The organism is Streptomyces sp. NBC_00154 (assembly GCF_026342835.1).
Classification (GTDB): Bacteria; Actinomycetota; Actinomycetes; order Streptomycetales; family Streptomycetaceae; genus Streptomyces.
This window is the reverse complement of record NZ_JAPEMI010000002.1, coordinates 344,052-367,676: the sequence shown is the minus strand read 5'-3', so window position 1 is coordinate 367,676 and position 23,625 is coordinate 344,052. Positions and strand designations below refer to the sequence as shown.

Annotated in this window: 21 protein-coding genes; 4 read left to right on the top strand and 17 right to left on the bottom strand. The window is 71.2% G+C overall.

What is annotated here, in order from left to right; all coding sequences use genetic code 11:
- Positions 1 to 158: 158 nt before the first annotated feature.
- Together OHA03_RS38070 and OHA03_RS38065 are read right to left on the bottom strand one after the other, a co-directional pair.
- Positions 159 to 290: a hypothetical protein gene (locus OHA03_RS38070; RefSeq protein WP_267008579.1), complete on the bottom strand. Its 132-nt coding sequence runs from the start codon at positions 288 to 290 to the stop codon at positions 159 to 161.
- Positions 287 to 1,741, bottom strand: a complete 1,455-nt coding sequence (locus OHA03_RS38065; protein WP_267008578.1) for a cytosine permease — start codon at positions 1,739 to 1,741, stop codon at positions 287 to 289. The genes OHA03_RS38070 and OHA03_RS38065 overlap by 4 nt, the downstream gene beginning before the upstream one ends.
- A gap of 69 nt (positions 1,742 to 1,810) precedes the next feature.
- Between OHA03_RS38065 and OHA03_RS38060 the strand changes: the two genes are divergently transcribed.
- The 3 genes from OHA03_RS38060 to OHA03_RS38050 all read left to right on the top strand — a co-directional run bounded on the left by OHA03_RS38060 (position 1,811) and on the right by OHA03_RS38050 (position 7,053).
- Positions 1,811 to 2,524 carry a TetR/AcrR family transcriptional regulator gene (locus tag OHA03_RS38060; protein WP_267008577.1) on the top strand — a complete coding sequence of 238 codons (714 nt, stop codon included), beginning with the start codon at positions 1,811 to 1,813 and terminating at the stop codon, positions 2,522 to 2,524.
- A gap of 31 nt (positions 2,525 to 2,555) precedes the next feature.
- Complete coding sequence (locus tag OHA03_RS38055) at positions 2,556 to 4,178, top strand: amidohydrolase (RefSeq protein WP_267008576.1); 1,623 nt, start codon at positions 2,556 to 2,558, stop codon at positions 4,176 to 4,178.
- A 493-nt stretch (positions 4,179 to 4,671) separates the two neighbouring features.
- Positions 4,672 to 7,053, top strand: a complete 2,382-nt coding sequence (locus OHA03_RS38050) for a phosphoketolase (RefSeq protein ID WP_267008575.1) — start codon at positions 4,672 to 4,674, stop codon at positions 7,051 to 7,053.
- Between the two features lie 169 nt (positions 7,054 to 7,222).
- Here the strand turns inward: OHA03_RS38050 and OHA03_RS38045 are convergent, their stop codons facing one another.
- Entirely contained in the window at positions 7,223 to 7,639 is a 417-nt protein-coding gene (locus OHA03_RS38045; RefSeq protein ID WP_267008574.1) for a MerR family transcriptional regulator, read from the bottom strand.
- A 238-nt stretch (positions 7,640 to 7,877) separates the two neighbouring features.
- On the opposite strand from OHA03_RS38045, the gene OHA03_RS38040 reads away from it, so the two are divergent.
- Positions 7,878 to 8,855, top strand: a complete 978-nt coding sequence (locus OHA03_RS38040; RefSeq protein WP_267008573.1) for an aldo/keto reductase — start codon at positions 7,878 to 7,880, stop codon at positions 8,853 to 8,855.
- 252 nt (positions 8,856 to 9,107) lie between these two features.
- Here the strand turns inward: OHA03_RS38040 and OHA03_RS38035 are convergent, their stop codons facing one another.
- From OHA03_RS38035 to OHA03_RS37970, 14 genes are all read right to left on the bottom strand, one after another.
- Positions 9,108 to 9,332, bottom strand: coding sequence for a DUF6480 family protein (locus OHA03_RS38035; protein ID WP_267008572.1), 225 nt, complete (start codon positions 9,330 to 9,332; stop codon positions 9,108 to 9,110).
- A gap of 143 nt (positions 9,333 to 9,475) precedes the next feature.
- Positions 9,476 to 11,704, bottom strand: a complete 2,229-nt coding sequence (locus OHA03_RS38030) for a xanthine dehydrogenase family protein molybdopterin-binding subunit (protein ID WP_267008571.1) — start codon at positions 11,702 to 11,704, stop codon at positions 9,476 to 9,478.
- Between the two features lie 9 nt (positions 11,705 to 11,713).
- Positions 11,714 to 12,697: a xanthine dehydrogenase family protein subunit M gene (locus OHA03_RS38025; protein WP_267008570.1), complete on the bottom strand. Its 984-nt coding sequence runs from the start codon at positions 12,695 to 12,697 to the stop codon at positions 11,714 to 11,716.
- Positions 12,694 to 13,218, bottom strand: a complete 525-nt coding sequence (locus OHA03_RS38020; protein WP_267009614.1) for a 2Fe-2S iron-sulfur cluster-binding protein — start codon at positions 13,216 to 13,218, stop codon at positions 12,694 to 12,696. Before OHA03_RS38020 ends, OHA03_RS38025 begins: the two co-directional genes overlap by 4 nt.
- Before the next feature lie 359 nt (positions 13,219 to 13,577).
- On the bottom strand, positions 13,578 to 14,567 hold the full coding sequence (locus tag OHA03_RS38015; protein ID WP_267008569.1) for a sugar kinase: 990 nt from the start codon (positions 14,565 to 14,567) through the stop codon (positions 13,578 to 13,580).
- Positions 14,568 to 14,577: 10 nt separating this feature from the next.
- Complete coding sequence (locus tag OHA03_RS38010) at positions 14,578 to 15,480, bottom strand: SMP-30/gluconolactonase/LRE family protein (protein ID WP_267008568.1); 903 nt, start codon at positions 15,478 to 15,480, stop codon at positions 14,578 to 14,580.
- Positions 15,477 to 16,112, bottom strand: coding sequence for a bifunctional 4-hydroxy-2-oxoglutarate aldolase/2-dehydro-3-deoxy-phosphogluconate aldolase (locus tag OHA03_RS38005; protein WP_267008567.1), 636 nt, complete (start codon positions 16,110 to 16,112; stop codon positions 15,477 to 15,479). Before OHA03_RS38005 ends, OHA03_RS38010 begins: the two co-directional genes overlap by 4 nt.
- 26 nt (positions 16,113 to 16,138) lie before the next feature.
- Positions 16,139 to 16,936: a hypothetical protein gene (locus tag OHA03_RS38000; protein ID WP_267008566.1), complete on the bottom strand. Its 798-nt coding sequence runs from the start codon at positions 16,934 to 16,936 to the stop codon at positions 16,139 to 16,141.
- Positions 16,930 to 18,075 carry a galactonate dehydratase gene (dgoD, locus tag OHA03_RS37995; RefSeq protein ID WP_267008565.1) on the bottom strand — a complete coding sequence of 382 codons (1,146 nt, stop codon included), beginning with the start codon at positions 18,073 to 18,075 and terminating at the stop codon, positions 16,930 to 16,932. Before dgoD ends, OHA03_RS38000 begins: the two co-directional genes overlap by 7 nt.
- Complete coding sequence (locus tag OHA03_RS37990) at positions 18,072 to 18,833, bottom strand: FadR/GntR family transcriptional regulator (protein WP_267008564.1); 762 nt, start codon at positions 18,831 to 18,833, stop codon at positions 18,072 to 18,074. The genes dgoD and OHA03_RS37990 overlap by 4 nt, the downstream gene beginning before the upstream one ends.
- Positions 18,834 to 18,890: 57 nt before the next feature.
- A complete protein-coding gene (locus OHA03_RS37985) occupies positions 18,891 to 19,649 on the bottom strand; it encodes an SDR family NAD(P)-dependent oxidoreductase (protein WP_267008563.1) in 759 nt (252 codons plus the stop codon).
- A gap of 58 nt (positions 19,650 to 19,707) precedes the next feature.
- The gene (locus OHA03_RS37980) at positions 19,708 to 21,819 is read right to left on the bottom strand and encodes an alpha-galactosidase (RefSeq protein ID WP_267008562.1); all 2,112 of its coding nucleotides are present in this window, start codon (positions 21,817 to 21,819) and stop codon (positions 19,708 to 19,710) included.
- Positions 21,816 to 22,727, bottom strand: a complete 912-nt coding sequence (locus OHA03_RS37975) for a carbohydrate ABC transporter permease (protein WP_267008561.1) — start codon at positions 22,725 to 22,727, stop codon at positions 21,816 to 21,818. The genes OHA03_RS37980 and OHA03_RS37975 overlap by 4 nt, the downstream gene beginning before the upstream one ends.
- A complete protein-coding gene (locus OHA03_RS37970; protein ID WP_267008560.1) occupies positions 22,727 to 23,623 on the bottom strand; it encodes a carbohydrate ABC transporter permease in 897 nt (298 codons plus the stop codon). Before OHA03_RS37970 ends, OHA03_RS37975 begins: the two co-directional genes overlap by 1 nt.
- Positions 23,624 to 23,625 lie beyond the last annotated feature (2 nt).

Sequence of the window (23,625 nt, the reverse complement as noted above, 5' to 3'; positions counted from 1 at the left end):
GACAGCCCACCTCTAACGACGCGCACCAGCAACCACTACGGGCCGAATGGGGGACGTCCCGCCCGGCTTGGGCTGCCGAACCGTGAACTGCCCCGGGGCCGGTTGTGCTGCGGGCCCCCGTTGCGCTGCGGGCGTACTCGCGTTCCGGGGCGCGCCCCCTACCTGGCGGCGGTGCGGCACACGGCGACCGGACCCTCCTCCTCGATCCCGTCCCGGATCAGGCGGCCCCGGTGGTGGCCGCGCTGCCCCGGTCGCTCCCCCGTGACCTGGAGGGCCGTGCGGCGGCTCATGCCCGCTGCGCCATGCCGAGCCCGTCGCGGGAGCGCCACATCAAGGTCGCGTAGACGGCCGACGCCACGGCGATGCCGACAGGCAGGGCGAGGTCCACACCGCCCAGGGCGCGGGCGAGCGGCCCGGTGTACAGGGTGTTCACGCAGAGGGCGGCCGCGGCTGTGCCCGCGGTGAGCGCCAGGGCACCTGCCCAGTTGACGCCTGCGGTGAACCAGTAGGGGCTGCCGGGCGTTTCGTCCGTCAGCGCGAGGCCGTCGTAGCGATTACGGCGCAGCAGGATGTCCGTGGCGTAGACGGCCGTGCTGGGTCCGAGCAGGACGACGGTCAGCTGAAGGACGTTGCCGACGGTGTCGAGGAAGTTGGACACGAGCAGCGCGTACAGGGTCAGGGCGACACCGAGAACTCCGTCGACGATCACGCTGAGGGAACGGCGGATGCGCACGCCGACGGCCTGGAGTGCGAGGCCGGAGCTGTAGGCGGTCATGGCGTTGATGGAGATCGTGCCGAGCACCAGGGCGAGCAGGAATACGGGGGTGAACCAGCTGGGCAGGATCGTCTCCAGCGCGGTCTGAGGGTCGGTCATGTCGACCGCGGTCGCGGCGAACGCGCCCAGTGAGGTGACGACGACGCCGGGCAGGAAGCCGCCGAGCGAGGTCCAGCCCACGATTGCCTTCGGGGAGGTCGTGCGGGGCAGGTAGCGGGAGAAGTCGGCGCTGTTGGTGTACGAGAGCGGGCCCGAGGCGATGAGGGTGATGCCGCCGGCGAGGGCCGCCCACAGGGCGCTGCCGGTCAGCGGCTGGGCGGGCTCGTAACCGAAGTCGGTGTGCCCGAGCACGCTGAAGGCCAGGACGGCGAACGCGGCGGTGAGGGCAACGGTGATCGGGAGGTAGAGCTTCATGATCGTGGCGTGCCCGTAGACGCTGATGGCCAGGGTGAGCGCGGCGATGACCATCACGACGGCGATCTTGACACCTGCGTTCGGCACGATGCCGGCCTTCTCGACCAGGGAGAAGGCTGCCAGCGCCGCGGCCGCCAGGTTGAGGGCGATGTAGCAGATGCAGATCACCCAGCCGGTGACCGCGATGTTCACACGGTTGCCGCGGACGCCGAACATGGCCCGCATGATCACCTCGCTCGGCGTGCCCGAGGCCGGGCCCGAGACGGCGAGGAGGCCGACGGGCACCCAGAACAGGTTGCCCACGATGATCACGGCGAGCGCCTGCCACAGGCTCAGGCCCATGAGTATCAGGGCTCCACCGACCACCAGGCTCAGGTAGTTGACGTTCGCCGCCGCCCAGACGACGAACAACTCCCGTGCACGGCCGCGGCGTTCCCGCTCGGGAATGTGATCGATGCCGTGGACCTCGATACGGCCCGCCCGGTCCGCGGGCGGCGGCGTGTCGTGCACGCCGCGCGTGTGGGGGTGCGGGTCGGGAATCGTGGACGCCATGGAGCCCTCCGGGTGCTGGTCATACCCACCTGCTTGCTTATTGGTCGCACACTCAATAACATCCGGGGTATGTCGTCAAGCGTCCAGCGCAAGCGAATTCGGAAATCACCCGCCGCCCGACGTGCGGAAATCGTCGACGCAGCCGCCACCATCGCCCTGACCGAGGGGCTGGAGTGCATCACCCTGCGACGCATCGGCGAGCAGCTCGATGTCCGTCCCGGGCTCATCAGCCACTACTTCCCCTCGGCGGAGGACCTCGTGGCCGAGGCGTTCGGCAGCGCCGCGAGCACCGAGCTCGACACCCTCCTGCCGGCCGAGGGGACCGGCGGAACCCCCACGCAGCACCTGGCGCGGTTCTTCGCACACGCGACGGGAGAGGCGTACGACGACATCAGCCGACTCTGGATCAACGCGCGGCACCTCAGCCGCTACCGGCCTGTCCTCCGGGACCGGGTCGGCGAGCAGGAGGCGGCGTGGCGCGGACGACTTGAGAGCCTCATCCGGGAGGGCGTCGAGCGGGAGGAATTCCACACGGACGACCCATATGTGACGACCATTCAGATTCTTGTGGTGATCGACGGCCTCGGCGCCCATGCCAACACCGACACCAGCGATCGCCCCGAGGCAGTGACGCGTATGGCCATCACCACGGCGGAACGCGAACTGGGCCTGCCGAGCGGCGTTCTCACCCGCCCCCTCGACGCACCCACCGACACAAACCAGGACCCGGCCTCCGCCGCCGGCACGGATCCGGCCGCCGAGTCGACCGCCACCCCCAACTGACCTTCCCCCACCAGTCCTTCAAGGAGCCGCCGTGCACACCCGTCTCGTCCTGCTCTCCGCCCGTCTGCTCGACCCGGTCACGGGCCGGCTCCTGCCGGAGACCGCCCTGGCCGTGTCCGGAGGGCAGATCTCCGCCCTCGGCGACGACCGCGGGATACGCGCACTCGCGGACTCCTCGACGACGGTGATCGACCTGAAGGGGGCCGTGGTCACCCCCGGCCTGGCCGACGGGCACCTCCATCCCGTCTCGGGCGCCGAGCTGACCCAGGGACTGGACCTGTCGGGCTGCACCGACCTGGACGATGTCCGCGAGACGCTGGCCCGCGAGGTCCGGACCCTCGCACCCGGAGCGTGGCTGCACGGATGGGGCCTCGACCCGAACGTCTTCGGGGGCCGGCCCGTCGAGGCCGCCGCCCTCTCCCCCGTACTCGACGGCGTACCGGCCCTTCTCCAGCTCTTCGATGCCCATTCCATGCTGGCCAGCCCGCGCGCACTCGAACTCGCAGGCATCGACGGGCCACGCTCCTTCGCCCAGGCCGCCGAGGTCGTCTGCGACGACGCCGGACGGCCCACCGGGCTGCTCCTGGAGGACGCCGCCTGCGAACTCGTCGAACGTGCGGCCCCGCAGCCCACGCACGCGGAGCGCCGCGCCGGGCTCGCCGCCGCGCTACGCAGCATGGCCGCCGCCGGACTCACCGGCGGTCACGCCATGGACGCAGGCGGCGAAAGCCTCGCGCTCTACACCGAACTCGACGCGGCCGGCGAGCTGCCGCTGCGGCTGCGGGTCGCGCCCTGGTGCCAGCCCGGCACCGACGCCGACGCGCTGCGCGCGATCATCGAGCAACAGGGCACCGGCGGCGCGCTCTGGCGGACCGAAGGCGTCAAGCTCTTCATGGACGGCACCATCGACAACGGCACCGCCTGGCTGGAGCGCCCCGACTGCCACGGCGAGTCCACGCACGCCTTCTGGCCCGACCCGGACGCCTACACCCATATCATCGGCGAGCTCCACCGGGCCGGGGTGCCCACGGCCACCCACGCCATCGGTGACGCGGCCGTACGGCATGCTCTCGACTCCGTCGAGAAGGCCCTGGCCACCGGGGACCGCGGAGTCCGGCACCGGATCGAGCACATAGAGACCGTTCCCGACGACACGCTGCGCCGCTTCGCCGAGCTCGGCGTCGTGGCGTCCATGCAGCCCACCCACTGCTGCGACTTCACCCGGGCCGACCACACCGACAACTGGTCGCGCCGCCTCGGTGAGAAGCGCGCCTCCCGCGCCTGGCGCTGTCGCGATCTGTGGGACTCCGGAGCCACCGTCGTCCTCGGCTCCGACTGGCCCATCGCCCCGTACCCGCCGCTGGCCGTCATGGCGGGCGCCCGCCACCGTCGGCCCAGCCGCGATCTCACCCAGCCCCCGCACGGCCCCGAACAGGCGCTCACCGCCCTGGAGGCCCTCCAGGGCATGACCCTGAACGCGGCTCTCACGGCAGGCGAGGAGCACAAGGCCGGCCGGATCGCCGTCGGCCACCGCGCGGACCTCACGGTCTTCGCCGACGACCCGCTCACCACCGCCGCCACCGACCTGCCCGACCTGCCCGTGCTGCTGACGGTCCTCGACGGGCACCCCACCCACCGCGACCCGAGCGTGTGACCCGTTCCGTCGGCAGCCACCGATCGGGCCTTCCCTCCGCGACGGGCCTCGTCGCCCATTCGGTCCCGTCAGGGGTGCCGCCGGGCCACGGACTGCGCACGCTGGACACGTCCCGGAAGCTTCGTCGGCACAGCCGACATCTGAGCCGAACCGGGCAGCGCTGACCGCACCGGGCCATTCGGCAGGCACCGGCGCTGATGTTCCCGCCTCTTCGGACGTTCAACCGGGCGGCCGGCGGCCTTCGCCCCCGACGGCCGCGGGTCCGCGGGTTCCCGGGGTGTCGGCGCTCCGGGGCGCACCCGCCCAAGGCGCTCGTACCGTGCGAGAAGGAGTTGGCCGACGATGGCTGGACACCTCACCCCGCCATCGGCCTCCTGCTGCTCCGGGAGTCCGGCAGTGACTCGGCGTCCACGGTCCGCAGGCTCAGGCCCATGAGCCGATGACTCGGGTACCGCCGAGAGAACACCCCTTCACCGCGCAGACGGAGGCATGAATGACCACCGCTCCGGACTCGGTCGGCACGATCACCGACCAGGAGGCAGCCGCTCTCGACGCCCACTGGCGCGCCGCCAACTACCTCTCGGCCGGGCAGATCTACCTCATGGCGAATCCGTTGCTCGCAGAGCCGCTGCGCACCGAGCAGATCAAGCCACGGCTGCTCGGCCACTGGGGCACCTCTCCCGGCCTCAACCTCGTCTACACGCACCTCAACCGGATCATCAAGGACCGCTCCCAGGATGTGCTGTGCGTCTGGGGCCCCGGGCACGGCGGCCCCGCGGTGCTGGCCAACTCCTGGCTGGAGGGCACCTACACGGAGACGTACCCGGACGTCACCCGGGACACGGAGGGGATGGGGCGGCTGTTCCGGCAGTTCTCCTTCCCCGGCGGCGTGCCCAGCCACGTCGCGCCGGAGACCCCCGGCTCCATCCATGAGGGCGGAGAACTCGGCTACTCGCTCTCCCATGCTTACGGGGCCGCACTGGACAACCCGGCCCTGCTGGTCGCCTGTGTGATCGGCGACGGCGAGGCGGAAACCGGCCCGCTGGCGGCCTCCTGGCACGGCAACAAATTCCTCGACCCCGTCCACGACGGCGCGGTGCTGCCCATCCTGCATCTGAACGGATACAAGATCGCCAACCCCACCGTGCTGGCCCGTATCCCCCAGGACGAACTCGAGCAGCTGATGCGCGGACTGGGGTACGAACCGCTCCACGTCAGCGGCGACGACCCCGCAGCCGTGCACCGTGCCATGGCCGCCGCGATGGACACCGCCGTGGACAAGATCCGCGCCATCCAGCACGCCGCCCGCCACGGCGGAGAGCGCCGTCGGGCACGCTGGCCGGTGATCGTGCTGCGCACGCCGAAGGGCTGGACCGGCCCCGGCGAGGTCGACGGGCTGCCGGTGGAGGGCACATGGCGGGCCCACCAGGTTCCGCTTCCCGCCGTTCGGGAGAACCCCGCTCACCTCGCGCAGCTGGAGGAATGGCTGCGTTCCTACCGGCCCGAGGACCTGTTCGACCCCACCGGGCGTCCCACCGAGCAGGTGTTGGCGTGCGTGCCCGAGGGCGAACGCCGCCTTGGAGCCACCCTGTACGCGAATGGTGGCCGACTGCTGCGCACCCTGCCCGTGCCGCCGCTGGAGGACCATGCGGTGCCCGTCGACAAGCCCGGGACGACCCAGCACGAGCCGACCCGCGTCCTGGGCGGGATGCTGGAGCGCATCATGTCGGATACCGCGCAGCGCCGGGACTTCCGTCTGTTCGGCCCCGACGAGACCGCGTCCAACCGACTCCAGGCGGTCTACGGAGCCAGCGGCAAAGCCTGGCAGGAGCAGATGCTGCCCACCGACGAACACCTGGCCCGGGACGGCCGGGTGATGGAGATTCTCTCCGAACACACCTGCCAGGGCTGGCTGGAGGGCTACCTCCTCACCGGCCGCCACGGTCTCTTCTCGTGCTACGAGGCGTTCGTCCACATCGTCGACTCCATGGTCAACCAGCACGTCAAGTGGCTGCACACCTCTCGTCAGCTTCCCTGGCGCGCGCCGATCGCCTCGTTGAACTACCTGCTCACCTCGCACGTGTGGCGCCAGGACCACAACGGCTTCTCACACCAGGACCCCGGATTCGTCGACCACATCCTCAACAAGAGCCCCGAAGTGGTGCGCGTCTATCTGCCCCCGGACGCGAACACCCTGCTGTCCATCGCCGACCACGTGCTGCACAGCCGGGACTACGTCAACGTCGTGGTCGCCGGCAAGCAACCGTGCTTCGACTGGCTCAGCATGGAACAGGCACGTGCCCACTGTGCACGCGGCGTCGGCATCTGGGAATGGGCCGGAACCGAGAACGGCGACCGTGAACCCGACGTCGTCCTGGCCTGCGCCGGTGATGTCCCCACCCAGGAAGTGCTGGCCGCGGCCGACCTCCTCCGGCGTCACCTGCCGGACCTGATGTTCCGGGTGGTCAACGTCGTGGATCTGACCCGGCTGATGCCCGCGACGGAACACCCGCACGGTATGCCCGACGTCGAGTTCAACGCGGTTTTCACCACGTCCAAGCCGGTGATCTTCGCCTACCACGGCTACCCGTGGCTGATCCACCGGCTCGCCTACCGCCGGGCCGCCCACCCGCACCTGCATGTGCGGGGCTACAAGGAGTCCGGCACCACCACGACGCCGTTCGACATGGTGGTGCGCAACGACCTGGACCGCTACCGGCTGGTCATGGACGTCATCGACCGGGTTCCCCACCTGGGCGCCCGGGCCGCCGCCACCCGGGAGGCCATGGTGGACGCCCGCAGTCGCCACCACGACTGGATCCGCGAACACGGCGACGACCTGCCCGAGGTCGCCCACTGGACCTGGTCGTCGTGACGCTCCGACCGGTCGCAGATTCTGACCGTGTTCACAGCTGAACCCGGCAGCGAAAGCCAGGAAGGAATCGAGTACCTCGCTCGCACCCTCGGTGATCGGCTCACCTGACTCGCGCAGTCAGGCATGAGAGCGGCGAGCTGCGTGGGCCGCAGGGGGAGGCGACCGGGTGTCACGGTTCGTGTGTTCCGATGATGTTCCGGTACACAGCGATCTTCCGGTCGATCGCGGCCAGGTGTTTCCGCGTCTGCTCCATGCGCGCGATCACCTCGCGGCGGTGCTGTTCGAGGATCTGCAGACGTTCGGCGTCGGTTCCCTGACGACGGGCCAGCGCCGCGTACCGCCGGATGTCCGCGATCGGCATGCCCGTGTCCCGCAGCATGACGAGCCCGGCCAGCCACGCCAGGTCGCCGGCACCGTAACGGCGGCGCCCGGACGGCGAGCGCGGCGCGGGGTGGAGTGTCAGGCCCTCGCGCTCGTAGTAGCGCAAGGTGTCGACGCTCAGACCACAGAGAGCTGCCGCCTCCCCGATGGGCAAGCCCTCGGGCGGCACCTCGACGGACACATCGGGCAATATCACCTCGTCCACCCCACCACTATGCAACCTGGAGTGCGCTCCAGGTCAAGCGCCGACGCAACCGGTGGCGCCGTCGGCCGCGCAGCATCACGGGCGGCACGGCTCCCGCTTGACCTGGAGCGCGCTCCAGGAGGCACGGTTGGCACGTGGCCGCGCCGCACCACCTGCTCCGGGCGAGAACCGGGAACCCAGGCCCCGTGACGATGCGTGCCACCGGAAACCCTGGCAAGCACGAGAAGTGAGACGAACCGTGAAGACGATAGATCTGGGCAGTAGCGGCCTGCGAGTACCGATGCAGGGCTTCGGCGCCATGGGCATGAGTGCGTTCTACGGGGCACGGGACGAGTCCGAGGCGGTGGCCACTCTCAACCGTGCGGTGGATCTCGGAGTGACGCTCATCGACACGGCCGAGGCGTACGGGCCGTTCGAGAACGAGAAGCTCATCGCCCGGGCTCTGGGCCACCGCCGCTCCGAGGTCACCATCGCGACAAAGTTCGCCATGGACTTCGACGCCGACGGCACACCGCTGGACGGGCGGGCCGAGCACGTCCGCCGAGCGGTGGAACGGTCGCTTCGTCATCTGGAGACGGACACCATCGACCTCTACCACCTCCACCGTGTCGATCCCGCCGTCCCGATCGAGGAGACCGTCGGCGCCATGGCCGAGCTGGTCACGGCGGGCAAGGTACGTCACCTCGGGCTCTCCGAGGCCGCCGCCGCAACGATCCGCCGCGCACACGCCGTCCACCCGATCACGGCCGTGCAGTCGGAGCTGTCCCTCTTCAGCCGGGATCTCCTGGAGAACGGGATCAAGGAGGTGCTGGACGAGCTGGGAATCGGCCTGGTCGCCTTCTCTCCCCTCGGCCGCGGCTTCCTGTCCGGAGCCATCCGCAGCGTCGACGACCTCGACCCCGACGACGCGCGCCGGGGTCTGCCCCGCTTCTCACCCGAGAGCATCGCCGCCAATCTCGCACTCGTGGACCGGGTCGCCGCGATTGCCGAGGCGCGCGGGGCGACTGCGGGGCAGATCGCCCTGGCCTGGGTTGCGGCGCAAGGCGCCGTCTCCATTCCCGGGACCAAGCGGCGGGCCTATCTGGAGGAGAACGTCGGAGCGGCCGACATCACCCTGACCACGGCGGAGCTGAGCGCCCTGGACGGCGCTGTGCCGACCGGGGCCGTCAGCGGCGCGCGGGACACCGTCGAGGGGCTCGCGCTCACGAACCACTGACAGGAGTGCCGGTGCGCGGCCGGGGCACGTGTGGCCGGCTCGACCACACAACCGCGCCGGGCATCGAGCACCGGAGTGATGCCGGAGCCAGTGGTCCTGGCGACGTCGAGCGCCGATATGACACCGGGCTCACCGCGCCCGCGAGTACGGGTCGAGACACAGCCGACGGACGCCACCCAAGTAACCCAAGGGCTCAGACCAGTTGGCACTGATCCGCCTGGCGTCCCGTCGGCATCCGCTCCTGCAGTGCGGTCACTGCGCCACGATGATCGCGTACACCAAGAAGAACGCGGCGCACAGCACGACGACGATCCCGATGGCGATCAGGGGCCCCTTGGTCCAGCCTCGGGTCACGTCACCTCGTGGTCCCGTCTCCGGCCCTGTGCTGCTCTCGGCAGGTGGAGTCTCCTCCGGCGGAACCGTCCGCTCGTGCTGGGCACGGCGGCCGTTGTGCGGATCAGGATTCGCATCACTCATTCGTTCAGAGTGCCCCCTACCGGACAGGCCGGCGCGCCGGGACACCCAATCGTGGACGGGCCTTGATCCGGTCGGGCCGGCGACGGTCCCGGTATCGCCGGCTCACGCCCACCGGCCGGCGAACCGGCACCGCCGTCACGGATTCAGGCATCCATCAGCGGGAGACCGGGCAGCACCTTCTCGATGGTGATGGGGAAGTCACGCACGCGCACGCCGGTGGCGTTGAACACCGCGTTCGCGACCGACGCACCGGCCCCGCAGATACCCAGCTCGCCGACGCCCTTCGCGCCCAGGACGTTGGCCTTGTCGTCGTACCCGTCAAGGATGACCGCGTCGACGTCGGGGATGTCGGCGTGGACCGGCACCAGGTATTGCGCGAAGTCCCGGTTGACGAAGGCGCCGGATCGCAGGTCGACCACGGCCTCTTCTTCGAGGGCCGCTCCGGTTCCCCAGATCATGCCGCCGATCAGCTGCGAACGAGCCGTCTTCGCGTTGAGCACGCGGCCCACCGAGAACACGCCGAGCATCCGCCGCAGACGGATCTCGGCGGTGTCCGCGTCGACCCCCACTTCAGCGAAATGGGCCCCGTAGGTGTTGATCGAGTAGTCCGTGTAGTTCGGGTCATCGCCCATGAAGCGGGTACCGCCCTCCGCCTCGACACCTTCCGGATGGTTGCGTGCGACGATGTCGCTCAGCGCCTCGGACGCGCCGCCGACAGCCACGTTGCCATCGGAGAACACGGCGTCCGCCGGGTCCAGGCCGTGCAGCGGGGAGCGCGTGTCGCCGCGCGCCGCGGCCAGGAGCTGCTCGCGCAGCGTCATACACGCACCATGCACCGCATTGCTCGAGTTGGTGGCGCCCCACGAGCCGCCGGAGCCCCAGCTGGTGGGAAACTCGGAACGCCCGAGCTCGATCCGCACCCGACCCGGCGGCAGTCCGAGCCCCTCGGCCGCGACCTGGGTCAGGACGGTGTACGTGCCCGTGCCGAGGTCGGTCATGTCCGTCTGGACGACGGCGGTGCCGTCAGCCTCCAACCGCACGCGCACCGCTGTCGGCCCCTGGAAGTGCCCGCGGATGGCGGCCGACATGCCGTAGCCGACCAGCCACCGCCCGTCGCGCACACTCGCCGGGGTGGCGGGGCGGTGCTCCCAGCCGAACCGGCGCGCCCCTTCGCGCAGACAGTCGACCAGGTGCCGGTCGCTGTACGGCACGTCTCGCTCGGGATCGACGGTGGGCTCGTTGAGGATCCGCAGCTCGACCGGGTCCATCCCGAGCGCATGGGCCAGCTCGTCCATCGCCGACTCGACCGCCAGCATGCCCGGTGCTTCGCCCGGCGCGCGTACGTCCGACCCGGGCGGCAGATCGAGCGGCGCCAGCCGGTGGCTGGTCAACCGGTGGGGCGCGGCGTAGAGGCTGCGGGTCGTGGCGGCGGTCTGCTCGGCGTACTCCACGTCGGGGTTGGTGTGCATGGTGACGTCATGGGCGATCGCGGTCAGCTGTCCGTCCTGCTCCGCGCCCAGTCGGACTCGCTGCCTGGATGTGGGACGGTTGCCGACGAGCTGGAAGATCTGCTGCCTGGTCATCGCGACCTTGACCGGTTGGCGCAACTCGCGAGCGGCGAGCGCGGCCAGGATCGTCTCGGAATGAATGCCCAGCTTGGAGCCGAATCCCCCGCCGACGAAGGGGGTGACGATGTGAACCCGCTCGGGGTCGATCCGAAGCGTGCCGGCGACCGAGGCCCGCGCCGCGTCGACGATCTGACAGCTGACGTATACGACCAGGTCCTCGTCGCGCGGTTCCACGAGACACGCGTGCGGTTCCATCGGCATCGAGAGCTCGTACGGCGTCGTGTACTGCTGGTCGACCTTGACCGCCGCGCTGTCGAACCCGGCATCGAAATCGCCGACCGCGGTGTCGGTGGGGAGACCGGCGTTGACCACCTTCGGGATGTACACCTCGTCTTCCTGCTCGGCGAAGTTGAAACGTCCCCGCCCGCCGGTGTATTCGACTTCGACCAGGTCGGCTGCCGCTCGGGCCTGCTCGAGGGTCATGGCGACGACGAGTGCCACCGGCTCGCCGTAATAGTGGATGTCGGGGCCTGTCAGCACCGGCTGGGCGCGCCAGTATTCGAACGGAATGGACTCATCACGGACACCCTGCTCGGGAGCGTTGTGATGGGTCATCACCATCTTTACGCCGGGTGCGGATTCGGCGCTCTCGGTGTCGATCCGGGTGATGCGGCCTTTGCCGATCGTCGCGCCGACGATGAACCCGTAGAGAGGTTGGCCGGCCCCCCAATTCTCGTAGGCGTATGTGGCCCGGCCGGCGACCTTCAACGGGCCGTCGACGCGGTTCAGAGCTTGCCCGATCATCTCGTCTCCTCAGCTCGCCCGGGCTGCTTGCGCCAGCGTGCGGCACAGCGTGCGCTTGGCCAGCTCGATCTTGAAGTCGTTGTGCCCCTGCCCCACGGCGTCGCGCATCGCGGCCTCGGCGGCGGCGCGATAGGTGACCATCGTGGCGGGACGGCCGGTCAACGCGGTCTCCGCCTCGATGGACCGCCAGGGCTTGTGCGCCACACCGCCGAAAGCCACCCGCGCCTCGCTGATGGCTCCCTGGTCGGTCGAGACCACGGCTGCCACGGAGACCAGTGCGAATTCGTACGACGCCCGGTCTCGCACCTTGCGGTAGATCTGCCGACCCGACGGGGGCGGGGGCAGGAGCACGCTCGTGATCATCTCGCGAGGACGCAGCACGGTCTCGATGTGCGGCGTATCCCCCGGCAGCCGGTAGAAGTCTGCGATGGCGACTCGGCGTACCGACCCGTCGGCGTCGAGCAGCTCGATCTCCGCCTCCAGCGCGGCCATCGCGACGGCCATGTCCGAGGGGTGGGTGGCGATGCAGGAGTCGCTGACGCCGAGGAGCGCGTGAATCCGGTTGAACCCGCCGATCGCCGAGCATCCGGAGCCGGGATCCCGCTTGTTGCAGCCTGCAGCCGTGTCGTAGAAGTAGGGGCAGCGAGTGCGCTGCAACAGATTTCCCCCGGTGGACGCCTTGTTGCGCAGCTGGCCCGAGGCGCCGGCCACCAGCGCCTCCGACAGCACCGGATAGCGGGTACGCACTCGGGCGTCGGCGGCCACATCGGAATTCGCGGCCTGGGCCCCGATGCGCAGTCCGCCGTCCGGGAGCTCCTCGATGTCCCGCAACGGAAGCCGACTGATGTCGACCAGATGGCTGGGCTTCTCGATGTCGAGCTTCATCAGGTCGAGCAGATTGGTGCCGCCGCTGATGAACTTCGCGCCGGTTCTGGACACCGCAGCGACGGCGGCCTGTGCGTCCGTCGCTCGCTCGTACGTGAAGGACCTCATTCCGGGCCTCCCTCCGCGATGCCGCGGATGGCCGCGACGATATTGGGATAGGCGGCGCACCGACAGATGTTGCCGCTCATCCGCTCGCGGATCTCCTCATCGGTCAACGCGATCCGCGGCGAGGCCACGTCAGCGGTGGCGTGGCTGGGCCAGCCCGCCTCCACCTCGGCGAGCATGCCGACGGCCGAACAGATCTGGCCGGGAGTGCAGTAGCCACACTGGAAGCCGTCACGCTCGACGAAGGCGCGTTGCATGGGGTGCAGGCCATCGGGATCGCCCAGGCCTTCGATCGTCACGATCTCGTCGTCCTCGTGCATCACGGCGAGCGTCAAACAGGAGTTGACGCGCCGGCCGTTGATCAGCACCGTGCAGGCGCCGCACTGCCCGTGATCGCACCCCTTCTTGGTCCCGCTCAGGCGCAGATGCTCGCGCAGCGCGTCGAGCAGCGAGGTCCGTGGATCCACCTCAAGCCGTCGCATCTGATCGTTGACGTTCAACTCGATCGCCGACAGTAGGGCCATCTCGCCCTGGCTCCGCCCCGCGGCGCCCGTATCCGAATCACTCACCACAGCCCGCCTTCCTCGCTGGGTGCGAGTGTCACCCTGGACATGCGTCGCCACTGTGGGGCGCGCTCCTCCTCAAGGTCTCGCAGAAACCGTCGCACCGCTCGTCGGAAGGCGGCCAACCGCGCCTGCAGGGTTCCCGGTGCCGCTACCCGCTCGGCCGCGCGCTCCTGCGCGGCAGCCCGGCGAGCATCCGCGCACGAATCCGGCGAACCGGCGCCGGGCGGCGAAGATGCTCTCGAATCAGCCGGGTGGCGGAGTGCCATGAAGACCGGCCAGGGTCGACGAGCCGGTCTTCGGGATCCGCGATCTGCTTCTCAGCGCAGCGGAGAGTCGATGGTGGCGGCGCGCCACGTCTCCTCGTCGGCGTCGAGCAGCGCGGCGATGACGGCGGGGTCCGGCAGGGGGCCGTGATCGGCGGCGACCCGGAGGGCCGAGGCCGCGGTCAGATGGCCCAGGCGCAGGGAGCGCTCCACGGGCAGCTGCCGCAGCAGGCCGCTGAGGAATCCGGCGGCGAAGGCGTCGCCGGCGCCGACCGGCTCGACCACGCGGACGGTCAGGGCGGGCACACTGTGGGCGTCCGGGCCGACGAAGGCCGTGGCCGCGCGGGCCCCGTCCTTGACGACGAGGATGCGGGGGCCGGGAAGGAGGTCACGGACCGCGCGGGGGTCCGTGAGCGCCTCTCCCCACAGGTCCTGGGCCTCGTCGAGGCCGACGAGCACGATGTCGGCCCGGTCCGCGAGGGGCCGCAGGACGTCGGCGGCGGACCGGCCGGTCCAGAGGGCGGGGCGGTGGTTGACGTCGAAGCTGACGCTGTAGGAGCGGTCGGGGCGCAGAGCCCGCTCGACGAGCGCGTGGCAGCCGGAGGACAGCGCGGGGGTGATTCCGCTGAGGTGGAGGAGTGCGGCGTCCGCCACGGCGGGGTCGTCGAGGAGTTCGGGGGTGAGGGCCGAGGCGGCGGATCCGCGGCGGTGGTAGTGGACGCGGGTGCCGTTCCCGCCGGGGTCCTTCAGGAGCAGTCCGGTGGGCCGGTCCGGGTCGGTGCGGACGCCACTGATGTCGACGCCGCCCGCGGCGACCCGCTCGCGGACACGCCGGCCGAAGGGATCGTCGCCGAGCGCGGACATCCATCGGGCGGGGATGCCGTGGTCGGCGAGGTACAGAGCGACGTTCGACTCGGCGCCCGCGATGTCGACCCGGAGAAGGTCCGCGGCATCGAGCGGGCCGAGAGGTTCGGGGGCGAGGGCGGCCATGGTCTCGCCGACGCAGACCACGGGGCCGGGGCGCAGCGGCCGGGGGGTGCTCATGGTGGGTCTCCTAGCGGGTGTCGGCGAAGACCGCGGTGGTGTCCGCGGTGCCTGCCGGGCGGTACGGCGCGGCGGGCGCCCCGGGTATGGCCACGCGCGAAGCGAAGACGGCGCCGTCGAGCGGACCCGGATCGGGCAGGCCGATACGGGCACTGGTGACAAGAAGGGTGCGGCCGTCGGGGCCGCCGAGGCAGAGTCCGGCAGGCTGGGCGGCGGCCAGTTCCACGATCCGGTCGAGGGTGCCGTCGGGGTGGTAGCGGTGGACCTGTCCGGTGCCCCAGACGGCGGTCCACAGCCCGCCGTCGACGTCGGCCGTCATGCCGTCGGGGCTGCCGGAACCGAGGGTGACGAAGGGGCGGGGCTCGCCCAGGTCGCCGGTGGCGGGGTCGACGGGGTAGCGCCGGATGATGCCGCGGGCGCTGTCGGCGAGATACATGACGGTGCCGTCGGCGGTGAAGGCCGGGCCGTTCGGGACCGTGATGTCCCGCAGCACGCGGGTGACGCGGCCGTCGCGGTCCACGCGGTAGAGCGAGCCCGCGTCCTCGGTCGCCTCGTAGGCCATGCTGCCGGCCCAGAAGCGGCCGTGCGGGTCGGCGACGCCGTCGTTCATCCGCATCGGCACCGGGGCATCGTCCTCGGGGCGTGCGATCCAGTCGACGCGTCCGGCGTCGTCGATACGGCAGATGCCGCTACCCGCCGCCGCGATCCAGTGGCCGGGGCGTCCTTCGACGGGGGCCACCGCACCCAGTGGAAAGGGCAGTTGCGCGATCAGTCCGAACGGTGCGGCGGGGTCGTCGGGGGCGGACAGCAACCGCCCGGAGAGGATGTCGGTCAGGACCGCGCGGCCGTCCGTCCACCGGATGCCCTCGCCGAGTTCGAGTCGGTCGATCCCGTGGACCGTGGGCGTGGTCACGGGCGGGGCTCCGGACGGACGACGTCCAGGAACTCCCGTGCGCGCTCGCGAAGGCCGGCCAGGCTGCCTCCGCCGGCCGCGTCCGCGATCAGGGGCGAGCCGACGCCGACGGCCGTGGCCCCGCTCCGCAGATAGTCGGCGGCGGCCCGGGCGTCCACTCCCCCGACGGGCACGAAGGGCAGGTCGGGGAAGGGGCCGCGCAGGTCCCGCAGATATCCGGGGCCTCCGGCGCTTCCGGCGGGGAAGAGCTTGAGGGCGTCGGCCCCGAGGCGCAGCGCCTGGAGGACGTCGGTCGGTGTCATGACGCCCGCGAGCACGGGGAGCCCGAGCTCCCTGCCGGTGGCGATGCCGTCGCTGACCGCCGGGGTGACCAGGAACGCGGCTCCGGCCCGGTGGGCGGCCCGCGCGTCGTCGGCGGTGAGGACGGTGCCCGCGCCGAGGGTGGCGTCCGGGCCGAGCGCGGCGCGGGCCCGGGAGATGACGTCGAGGGCGTCGCGCCCGCTGAGGGACACCTCGACAAGTGTGACGCCCTCCTCCACGAGAGTGAGGACGGTCTTGAGTGCGGCATCCGGGTCGCTGCCGCGGACGATGGCTAGCAGCCGGTGCGCGCGCAGCGCGGTGAGCAGGTCCATCGGGCATCCCTTTCTGTTGCTGGGGTTCAGGAGCGGCGGTTCGCGGTGATCGTGAGCCGCCAGGTGACCTCGCCGGACGCGGGCACGACGGCCGTGTCGCCGTCGTGCACCGCCGTGCGGTCGAAGACGCGGCCGAGCAGGGGCTCCACGCCGACCGAGCGGTACGGCGCGCCTTGGGGAAAGCCACCGAGGTTGCGCCACAGGGCGATGGAAACCGGCTGGCCGGGGGCCTCGACGGACAGGTGGAGTGTGTCCTGGCCGTCGTGTACGGATACGTGCGGGGCGAGGACGACTGCGCCGACGGCGGTCCCGTCGTCCGGGCCGAGCCGGTCCAGCGGGATGCCGTTGACGCGCGGCCAGGTGCCGGTGACCCAGCGCGCGCCCTCGTCCGGATACAGCCGGGTCACGGCGGGGCCCTCGACGCCGATCCGGGCGGCCTGGGACAGGTCCAGCAGGGCGTGCGCGGCCCAGACGAAGCGGTAGCCCGGTTCGGCGGTGAGCGTGTAGTCGGCGATCGCCGCCCCCGCGTCCGTACCGAGACGGCGGGTCAGTCGGAACGCGGGGCACTCCACGACGTCGTGATGCCCGTCCCGCCGCCACGGCCGCGACCAGGCGTCCCCGTGGTCGGGGAGCCCGCGCACCGTGGGCAGGCACTCCTCCAGCCCTCCGGCGTCGGCGAACACGTCTCCGGGCACGACGCGGGAGCGGCGCGGCTCGTCGCGATGCCAGAGCCATTCGCGGCCGCCGGCCGTCAGCGAGGTCCAGCGTCCGCCGTGCCCGGGGTCGGTGGCGACGGACACCGGGAGCCGGATGCCGCTCACCATTCGGCGAAGGAGCCGTCGGCGTGTCGCCACACGGGGTTGCGCCAGTTGTGGCCCGCGCGGTCGGCCGCGCGGACGGCGTCCTCGTCGACGGTGATGCCGAGGCCGGGCAGTTCGGTGCGGTGCGCCTGGCCGTCGACGAAGCGGAAGGGCTCGGTGTCGACCACGTACGACAGCAGGTCGGCGTCCTTGTTGTAGTGGATGCCGCGGCTCTGCTCCTGGATCAGGAAGTTGGGCGTGGCGAAGGCGACCTGGAGGCTGGCGGCCAGCGCGATGGGCCCGAGCGGGCAGTGCGGTGCCAGGTGGGCCCCGAAGGTCTCGGCGAGCGAGGCGATCCGGGTGACTTCGGATATCCCGCCGGCGTGCGACAGGTCCGGCTGGGCCACGGCGATGCCCGCGGTCAGTGCCGGGAGGAATTCGGCGCGTCCGTAGAGCCGTTCACCGGTGGCGAGCGGGACGGACGACGCGGCGACCAGCCCCGCGAGCAGGTGCGCCTGATCGGGCAGCACGGGTTCCTCGACGAACAGCGGGTGCAGCGGCTCTATCTCGTGCAGGACACGGCGTGCGTTGGCGGCGCTGAACCGGCCGTGGAAGTCGACGGCGACGTCCCGGTGCGGGCCGAGTGCCTCGCGGGCCGCCGCCACCCGCTCGACGACGGCGGCCGTCTCGGCGGGGCTGGTGAGCGGCGGAGTGCGCCCGGCGGCGTTCATCTTGACGGCGGTGAAGCCTGCCTCGACCTGGGCGGTGATCTCGTCCTTGAGCCGAGCGGGTTCGTCGCCGCCCACCCAGGCGTACACCCGGACCGTGTCGCGGACAGGCCCGCCGAGCAGGGTGTGCACCGGCACGCCCAGGGTGCGGCCGGCGATGTCCCACAGGGCCTGGTCGAGGCCGGCCACGGCACTCGAGAGCACGGGCCCTCCCCGGTAGAAACCACCCTTGCTCAGCACCTGCCAGTGGTCCTGGATGCGCAGCGGATCCTGGCCGACGAGGTGTTCGGCCAGGACCTCGACGGCGGCTCGCACCACCTCGGCCCGGCCCTCGACCACCGGTTCGCCCCAGCCGACCACACCCTCGTCGGTCTCGATCCGGCAGAACAGCCAGCGGGGCGGGATGAGGAAGGTCTCGACACGCGCGATCTTCACTTTGCCTGGCCGTCCTTCGCTTCGGCGGAGCCGTCCGCACTCTCGGCCCCGTGCGGGCCGCTGACCTTGTCCAGGTCGCGCATCGCCTGGTCGAGCAGGGCGCGCATGGCGTGCTCGGCGGCGTCCGGATCCCGGTCCCGTACAGCATCGAGAACGGCCCGGTGGCTGGGCACGGGGTCCTCACTGTGCGGGGCGCTGTGCACGATCTGGTCGCGCTGGGCCAGGCCCGACTCGATGACCATCTCCATGCGTTCCAGCAGTTCGTTGTGGGTGGCCGCCAGCAGCGCCCGGTGGAAGGCGAGGTCGGACTCGACGGCGTGGCTCGCGCTGCCCTCCTCGCCCATGGCGGCCAGCGCCGCCTCCAGCGCTTCGAGGTCGGCGTCGGTACGGCGGGTCGCGGCCAGCCGGACGGCGGCCGGTTCGATGATGCCGCGAACCTCTCCGAGGTTGCGCAGCAGCGCGAGGTCGGCGCCGGTTCCGTTGCTCTCGGAGAACTGCCACCGCAGGACATCGGCGTCGAGCAGATTCCAGTTGGCGCGCGGCCGCACGAAGGTGCCGCGCTTCTGACGGGCGTCCACCATGCCCTTGGCCGCGAGGACCTTCAGCGATTCGCGCAGGGCCGTCAGGCTGACGTCCAGTTCGCTCTGCAGGGCCGCCATGTCGAGCGTCGCTCCCTCGGGGATCTCGCCGCTGAGCACCCGGCGGGCGAGGGTCTCCACGGTCTGGCCGTGCACTCCGCGGCGCGCGTATGGCGTCATGTGTTTGCCTTTCTTGCTGTTCGGTCGGGGGCTGGGGTGGCGGGCCGGCCGGGCCCGTCAGGCGGACGCTTTGACGACGCTCCAGCCGCCGTCCACGAGCAGGCTCGATCCGGTGATGTACGAAGCTTCGTCGGCGGCGAGGAAGGCCACGGCTGCGGCGACCTCCTCGGGGGTGCCGAAGCGGCGGGCCGCGGTCTCCTCGACGCTCAACTCACGCTCGTGCTGCGGCACCCTGTCCCACGCGGCGGTGAGGATGGGCCCCGGCAGCACGGCGTTGACCCGTACCTGCGGGCCGTATTCGACCGCGAGCTGTCCGCACAACGAGAGCAGTGCGCCTTTGCTCGCCGCGTACGCCGGGTGGCCGGGGATGCCGCGGTGGGCGTGCACGGAGGAGGTGAGCACCACGGCCCCCCGGTGGTCGCGCAGATCGGGCAGCGCCGCCTTGAAGCCGAGGAACGCCCCGGTGAGGTTGACGGACAGCTGCCGTTCCCAGGAGGCGAGCGTCATCTCGTGGGCGGGCAGCACCTGCACCGTAAAGGCGTTGCTGACCAGCACGTTGACGGGTCCGAAGGTGTGGGCGGCGTCCATCACCCGCTGCCAGTCCTCCTCCTGGGCGACATCGGCGGCGACGAAGACGGCCTTCGCGCCGTCCTTGCGGAGCCGCGCCGTCGTGTCCTCGCCGCGTTCGGCGTCGATGTCGGCGAGGACGACGGCCGCACCCTCGGCGGCGAGGCGCGCCGCGGTGGCCGCCCCGATGCCCGAGGCGGCGCCGGTGACTACGGCAACACGGCTGGTGAAGCGGGCCGCTGGGTTCATGGGGCGGTTCGTCTCCTGTCCGAGGGTGGTGGTGGGAGTGCAGATTCTGTCGCTGTCGTCACTGCCGGGCCAGGACGACCAGTTCCGCGTCGTGCCCGGCGGTCCAGGCGAACGGCAGTCCCGAGTGGAGCAGATGGGCGCCGCTGTAGCGGGTGCCGGAGTCCTGGTCCGTGTAGACCGCGTCCGGCGACAGGCCGCGCAACCGCAGCCGGGCGGCCCTGCCGGGCACCAGGGGTGCGCCGTCCAGGGGCCCGGTGCTCCAGGCCGTCACCACCAGGCGTCCGCCGCCGGGTTCCTCGTACTGGATGCCGCAGGTGGGGTCGGCCGGGCTGCCCAGCAGGTGCACCTCGCCGTGGTGCACGACGTCGCGGACCTTCTTGTAGCGGTCGATCCATCCGGTCGCCTCGGCACACTGCTCCGGGGTCCACTCGCGGATGTCGGCACCGATGCCCAGCACGCCGGCGATGGAGTTGACGAACCGGAAGGCGAGCGAGCGGGGCCGGGGGTCGAAGACACCGGCGGCGTCGGTGACCCAGGAGCTCATGGTGTGCGGGGCGTGGGCATGGAGGTAGCCGTACTGGATACGCAGCCGGTCCAGCGGTGCGGTGTTGTCGCTGGGCCACACGACGTCGGTGCGGGCGAGGGTGGCGTGCTCGACGCGTGCGCCGCCGCCCGCGCAGCCCTCCACGGTGACGTGGGGGTGGGCGGTACGCAGGTGGTCCAGGACCCGCAGGTAGCCGGCTACATGGGCGGCGTCCAGATCCAGGTGTTCCGAGTCGTCGCCCACGGGGCCGCCGGGGCGGCCACGCTCGGTGGGTGGCCGGTTCATGTCCCACTTCAGGTAGCTGATGGCGTGGTCGCCTAGGAGCCGGTCGAGGGTGGCGATGACGAAGTCCTGCACGTCCGTGCGGCCGAGGTCGAGCAGGAGTTGATTGCGTACGAGCGTGGCGGGGCGGCCGTCGAGACGGTAGACCCACTCGGGGTGCTCGGCGTACAGCTTGGATCGGGGGCTGATGCCCTCGGGTTCGACCCACAGCCCGAAGTCCATGCCGAGTGCGCGGACCTCGTCGACGAACCGGTCGAATCCGCCGGGGAACTCGGCCGGGTCCGGCTCCCAGTCGCCCAGGCCGCCGGTGTCGTCGTGGCGTCCGGTGAACCAGCCGTCATCGACGACGAACAGCTCGGCGCCGAGGTCCGCGGCAGCCTTGGCGAGTTCCAGCTGCCCTGCGGCGTCGACGTCGAAGCCGGTCGCCTCCCAGGAGTTGTAGAGCACCTGGCGGGGCCGGTTCATACGGTCGCCGGTCAGCAGCCGCTCGTAGCGGTGCCACACACGGGCCAGCCCGTCGAGGCCGTCCGCGCTGAAGGCGCAGGCCAGCCGGGGCGTGGTGAGGGTGGCGCCAGGAGCGAGGCGGACGGCGCCCTCGTGCGGCACCCGGCCGGCGCGGACCCGTACCGAGCCGCCGGGTTCGGCGTCGGCGCTGATCCGCCAGTTCCCGGACCACTCCAGGGCGATGCCGTAGGTGGGGGTGGTGCCCTCGGCCGGGGCGGCCGCGTCCTGGACCGCGAGCCAGGGGGCGTACGCGTGACCCGCCGAGCCCTGGGTGCTCTCCATCTCGAAGCGGCCGCGCTCCAGTTCCAGGTGCTTCAGCTGGAACTCCTGCGACCACTGGCCCGCCAGGTAGGTCAGCCTGGCACCGCCTTGGACGGGCACGTTGACGGCGGCGGAGTCGAAGCGCTCAAGGCGCAGCTCCCGCTCGCCGGTGCAGGTCAGCTCCGTCCAGCGCAGGATGACGTCGGTGCCCGGGACGGTCTCGTAGCACAGCGTCGTACGCAGACCGAGGGCCTCGTCGGCGAACTCCAGGCGCAGCGCGCGGTCCCCGTCCGCAGTGGCGCCGGTGAACCGCCACCAGCTGCCGCGGTCGCCGCCCGCTTGCCGGGCGATCAGGTCCGCGCCGGTGAACGGACGCATCCCGTACGGGATGTACTCGGCGGGCGCCGCGTCGGCGGGGGTGATGAAGTGGGTCCGCCGCGACCAGTCCATCGGCGACGGACCCTGTTCCGCACCGTGCGGCCCCCACGCGGCGAGTTCGGCCCAGCGGCCGTCCCCGCCGAGGGTGACGGCATAGGTGGTCGTGTCGGTACGCAGCAGCCACTGCTCGTGCCCGGTCACTTGACGGCCCCCAGGTTGAGTCCGGCCACGAAGTGGCGCTGGAAGCGGAGGAAGACGGCCACGGTCGGGGCGGCGGCGATCACCGATCCGGCGGCGATGACGTTCCACATCGACACGTACTGGCCCTGCAGCCCGATGAGGGACGCGGTGATGGGCATCTGGGTGTCCGTGCGGAGCACGGTGATGGCCCACAGCAGGTCGTTGAAGATCCAGGTGAACGACAGGGCGCTCAGCGCGGCGAGCGCCGGGCGGGCCAGCGGCAGGATGATCCGCCAGTAGATCTGCCAGGGGCTCGCGCCGTCGATGACCGCGGCCTGCTGGATCTCTCCGGGGATCGATCGCATGAAGCCGTGCAGGACGAAGACGTAGAAGCCGACGCCGAAGCCGACCTGCACCCCGATCAGCGCGTACAGCTGGTCGTAGATGCCGAGCACCTCGCTGAGTTTGGAGACGGGGATCAGCAGGATCTGCGGGGGCAGCAGGTTGCCGCCGAGCATCAGGAGCAGCAGGACGCGGCGCAGCGGCAGGTCATAGCGGCTGAGTGCGAACGCCGCCGTGGAGGCGAGGCCCAGCGAGAGGAGCACGGTGGGGACGGAGACCAGCATGCTGTTGATGAGGGCCTGCTGCTGGCCTCCGTCCACCCACGCCTGACTGAAGCCGTCGAAGGTGAAGGAGTGCGGCCAACTGCCCACCCCGTGCGCGGCGATGTCGTCGAAGGTGCGGGTGCTGGTGACCAGGACGAGGACGATCGGCAGCAGCCACAGAGCGGACAGCAGGCCCGCGGAGACGTGGAAGCCGGTGGTACGCCAGGCGCGGCCACGGACGACGGGCCGGCTGGCCGCCGGAGCCGGCACGGGGGACGGCCCCGGGTGGTCCTTGACGGGTGCGGGAACGTGGGTCGCGGTCATCAGTCGGCCTCCCGGAAGGCGCGCACGAGGTAGCTGGCGATGACACCGAAGGCCAGCAGGAAGATGACGACGGCGAGCGCGGAGCCGTAGCCCAGCCGCAGGGACTGGAACGCGGTGGAGTACATATAGGTGCTCAGCAGTTCGGAGGAGTGGTACGGGCCGCCACGGGTGAGCGCCCACACGACGTCGAACGAGCGCAGCGAGTCGATGACGATGACCGACAGGACGACCGCGTTGACGCTCTTGAGCTGCGGCAGCGTGATGTGCCGGAACTGCTGGAGGCGGTTCGCGCCGTCGACCTTGGCCGCCTCGTACAGTGCGGGGTCGATGCCCTTGAGCCCGGCAAGGTAGAGCACCATGACGTAACCGACCTGGCGCCACAGTGCGGGCACGATCACCGCGTAGAAGGCGGTGTCCTGGTCGGCGAGCCAGGCGTGCCGCCAGCTCCCGAGGCCGATGGCCGACAGCACATTGTTGATCAGGCCGTCCGGCTGGTACATGGCCTGCCACACCAGCGCGGTGGCGACCAGTGAGAAGACCACCGGCAGGAACAGCGCCGCCCGGTAGAACCCGACGCCGCGCCGCTCCTGCTGGAGCAGCAGCGCGGCACCGAGTCCGAGGGCGGCGGACAGCCCGCCGAAGAGCACCAGCCACAGCACCGTGTTCAAGGCGGCCGTGCGGAAGACCGAATCGTGCACCATCTCGCTGAAGTTGCCGAGTCCGACGAAGGTCGGCGCCGAAAGGCCGTCCCACGAGGTGAGCGAGAGGTAGAAGCCCTGCATGGCGGGCCAGAAGACCCAGAAGGCCTCGGCGAGCAGCGGCAGGAGGACGAAGGCCAGGACCACCGGGGGCACCCGCGTGGCCCTGGACCTTCGTGCGGAGCCGATCAGCGCCATGT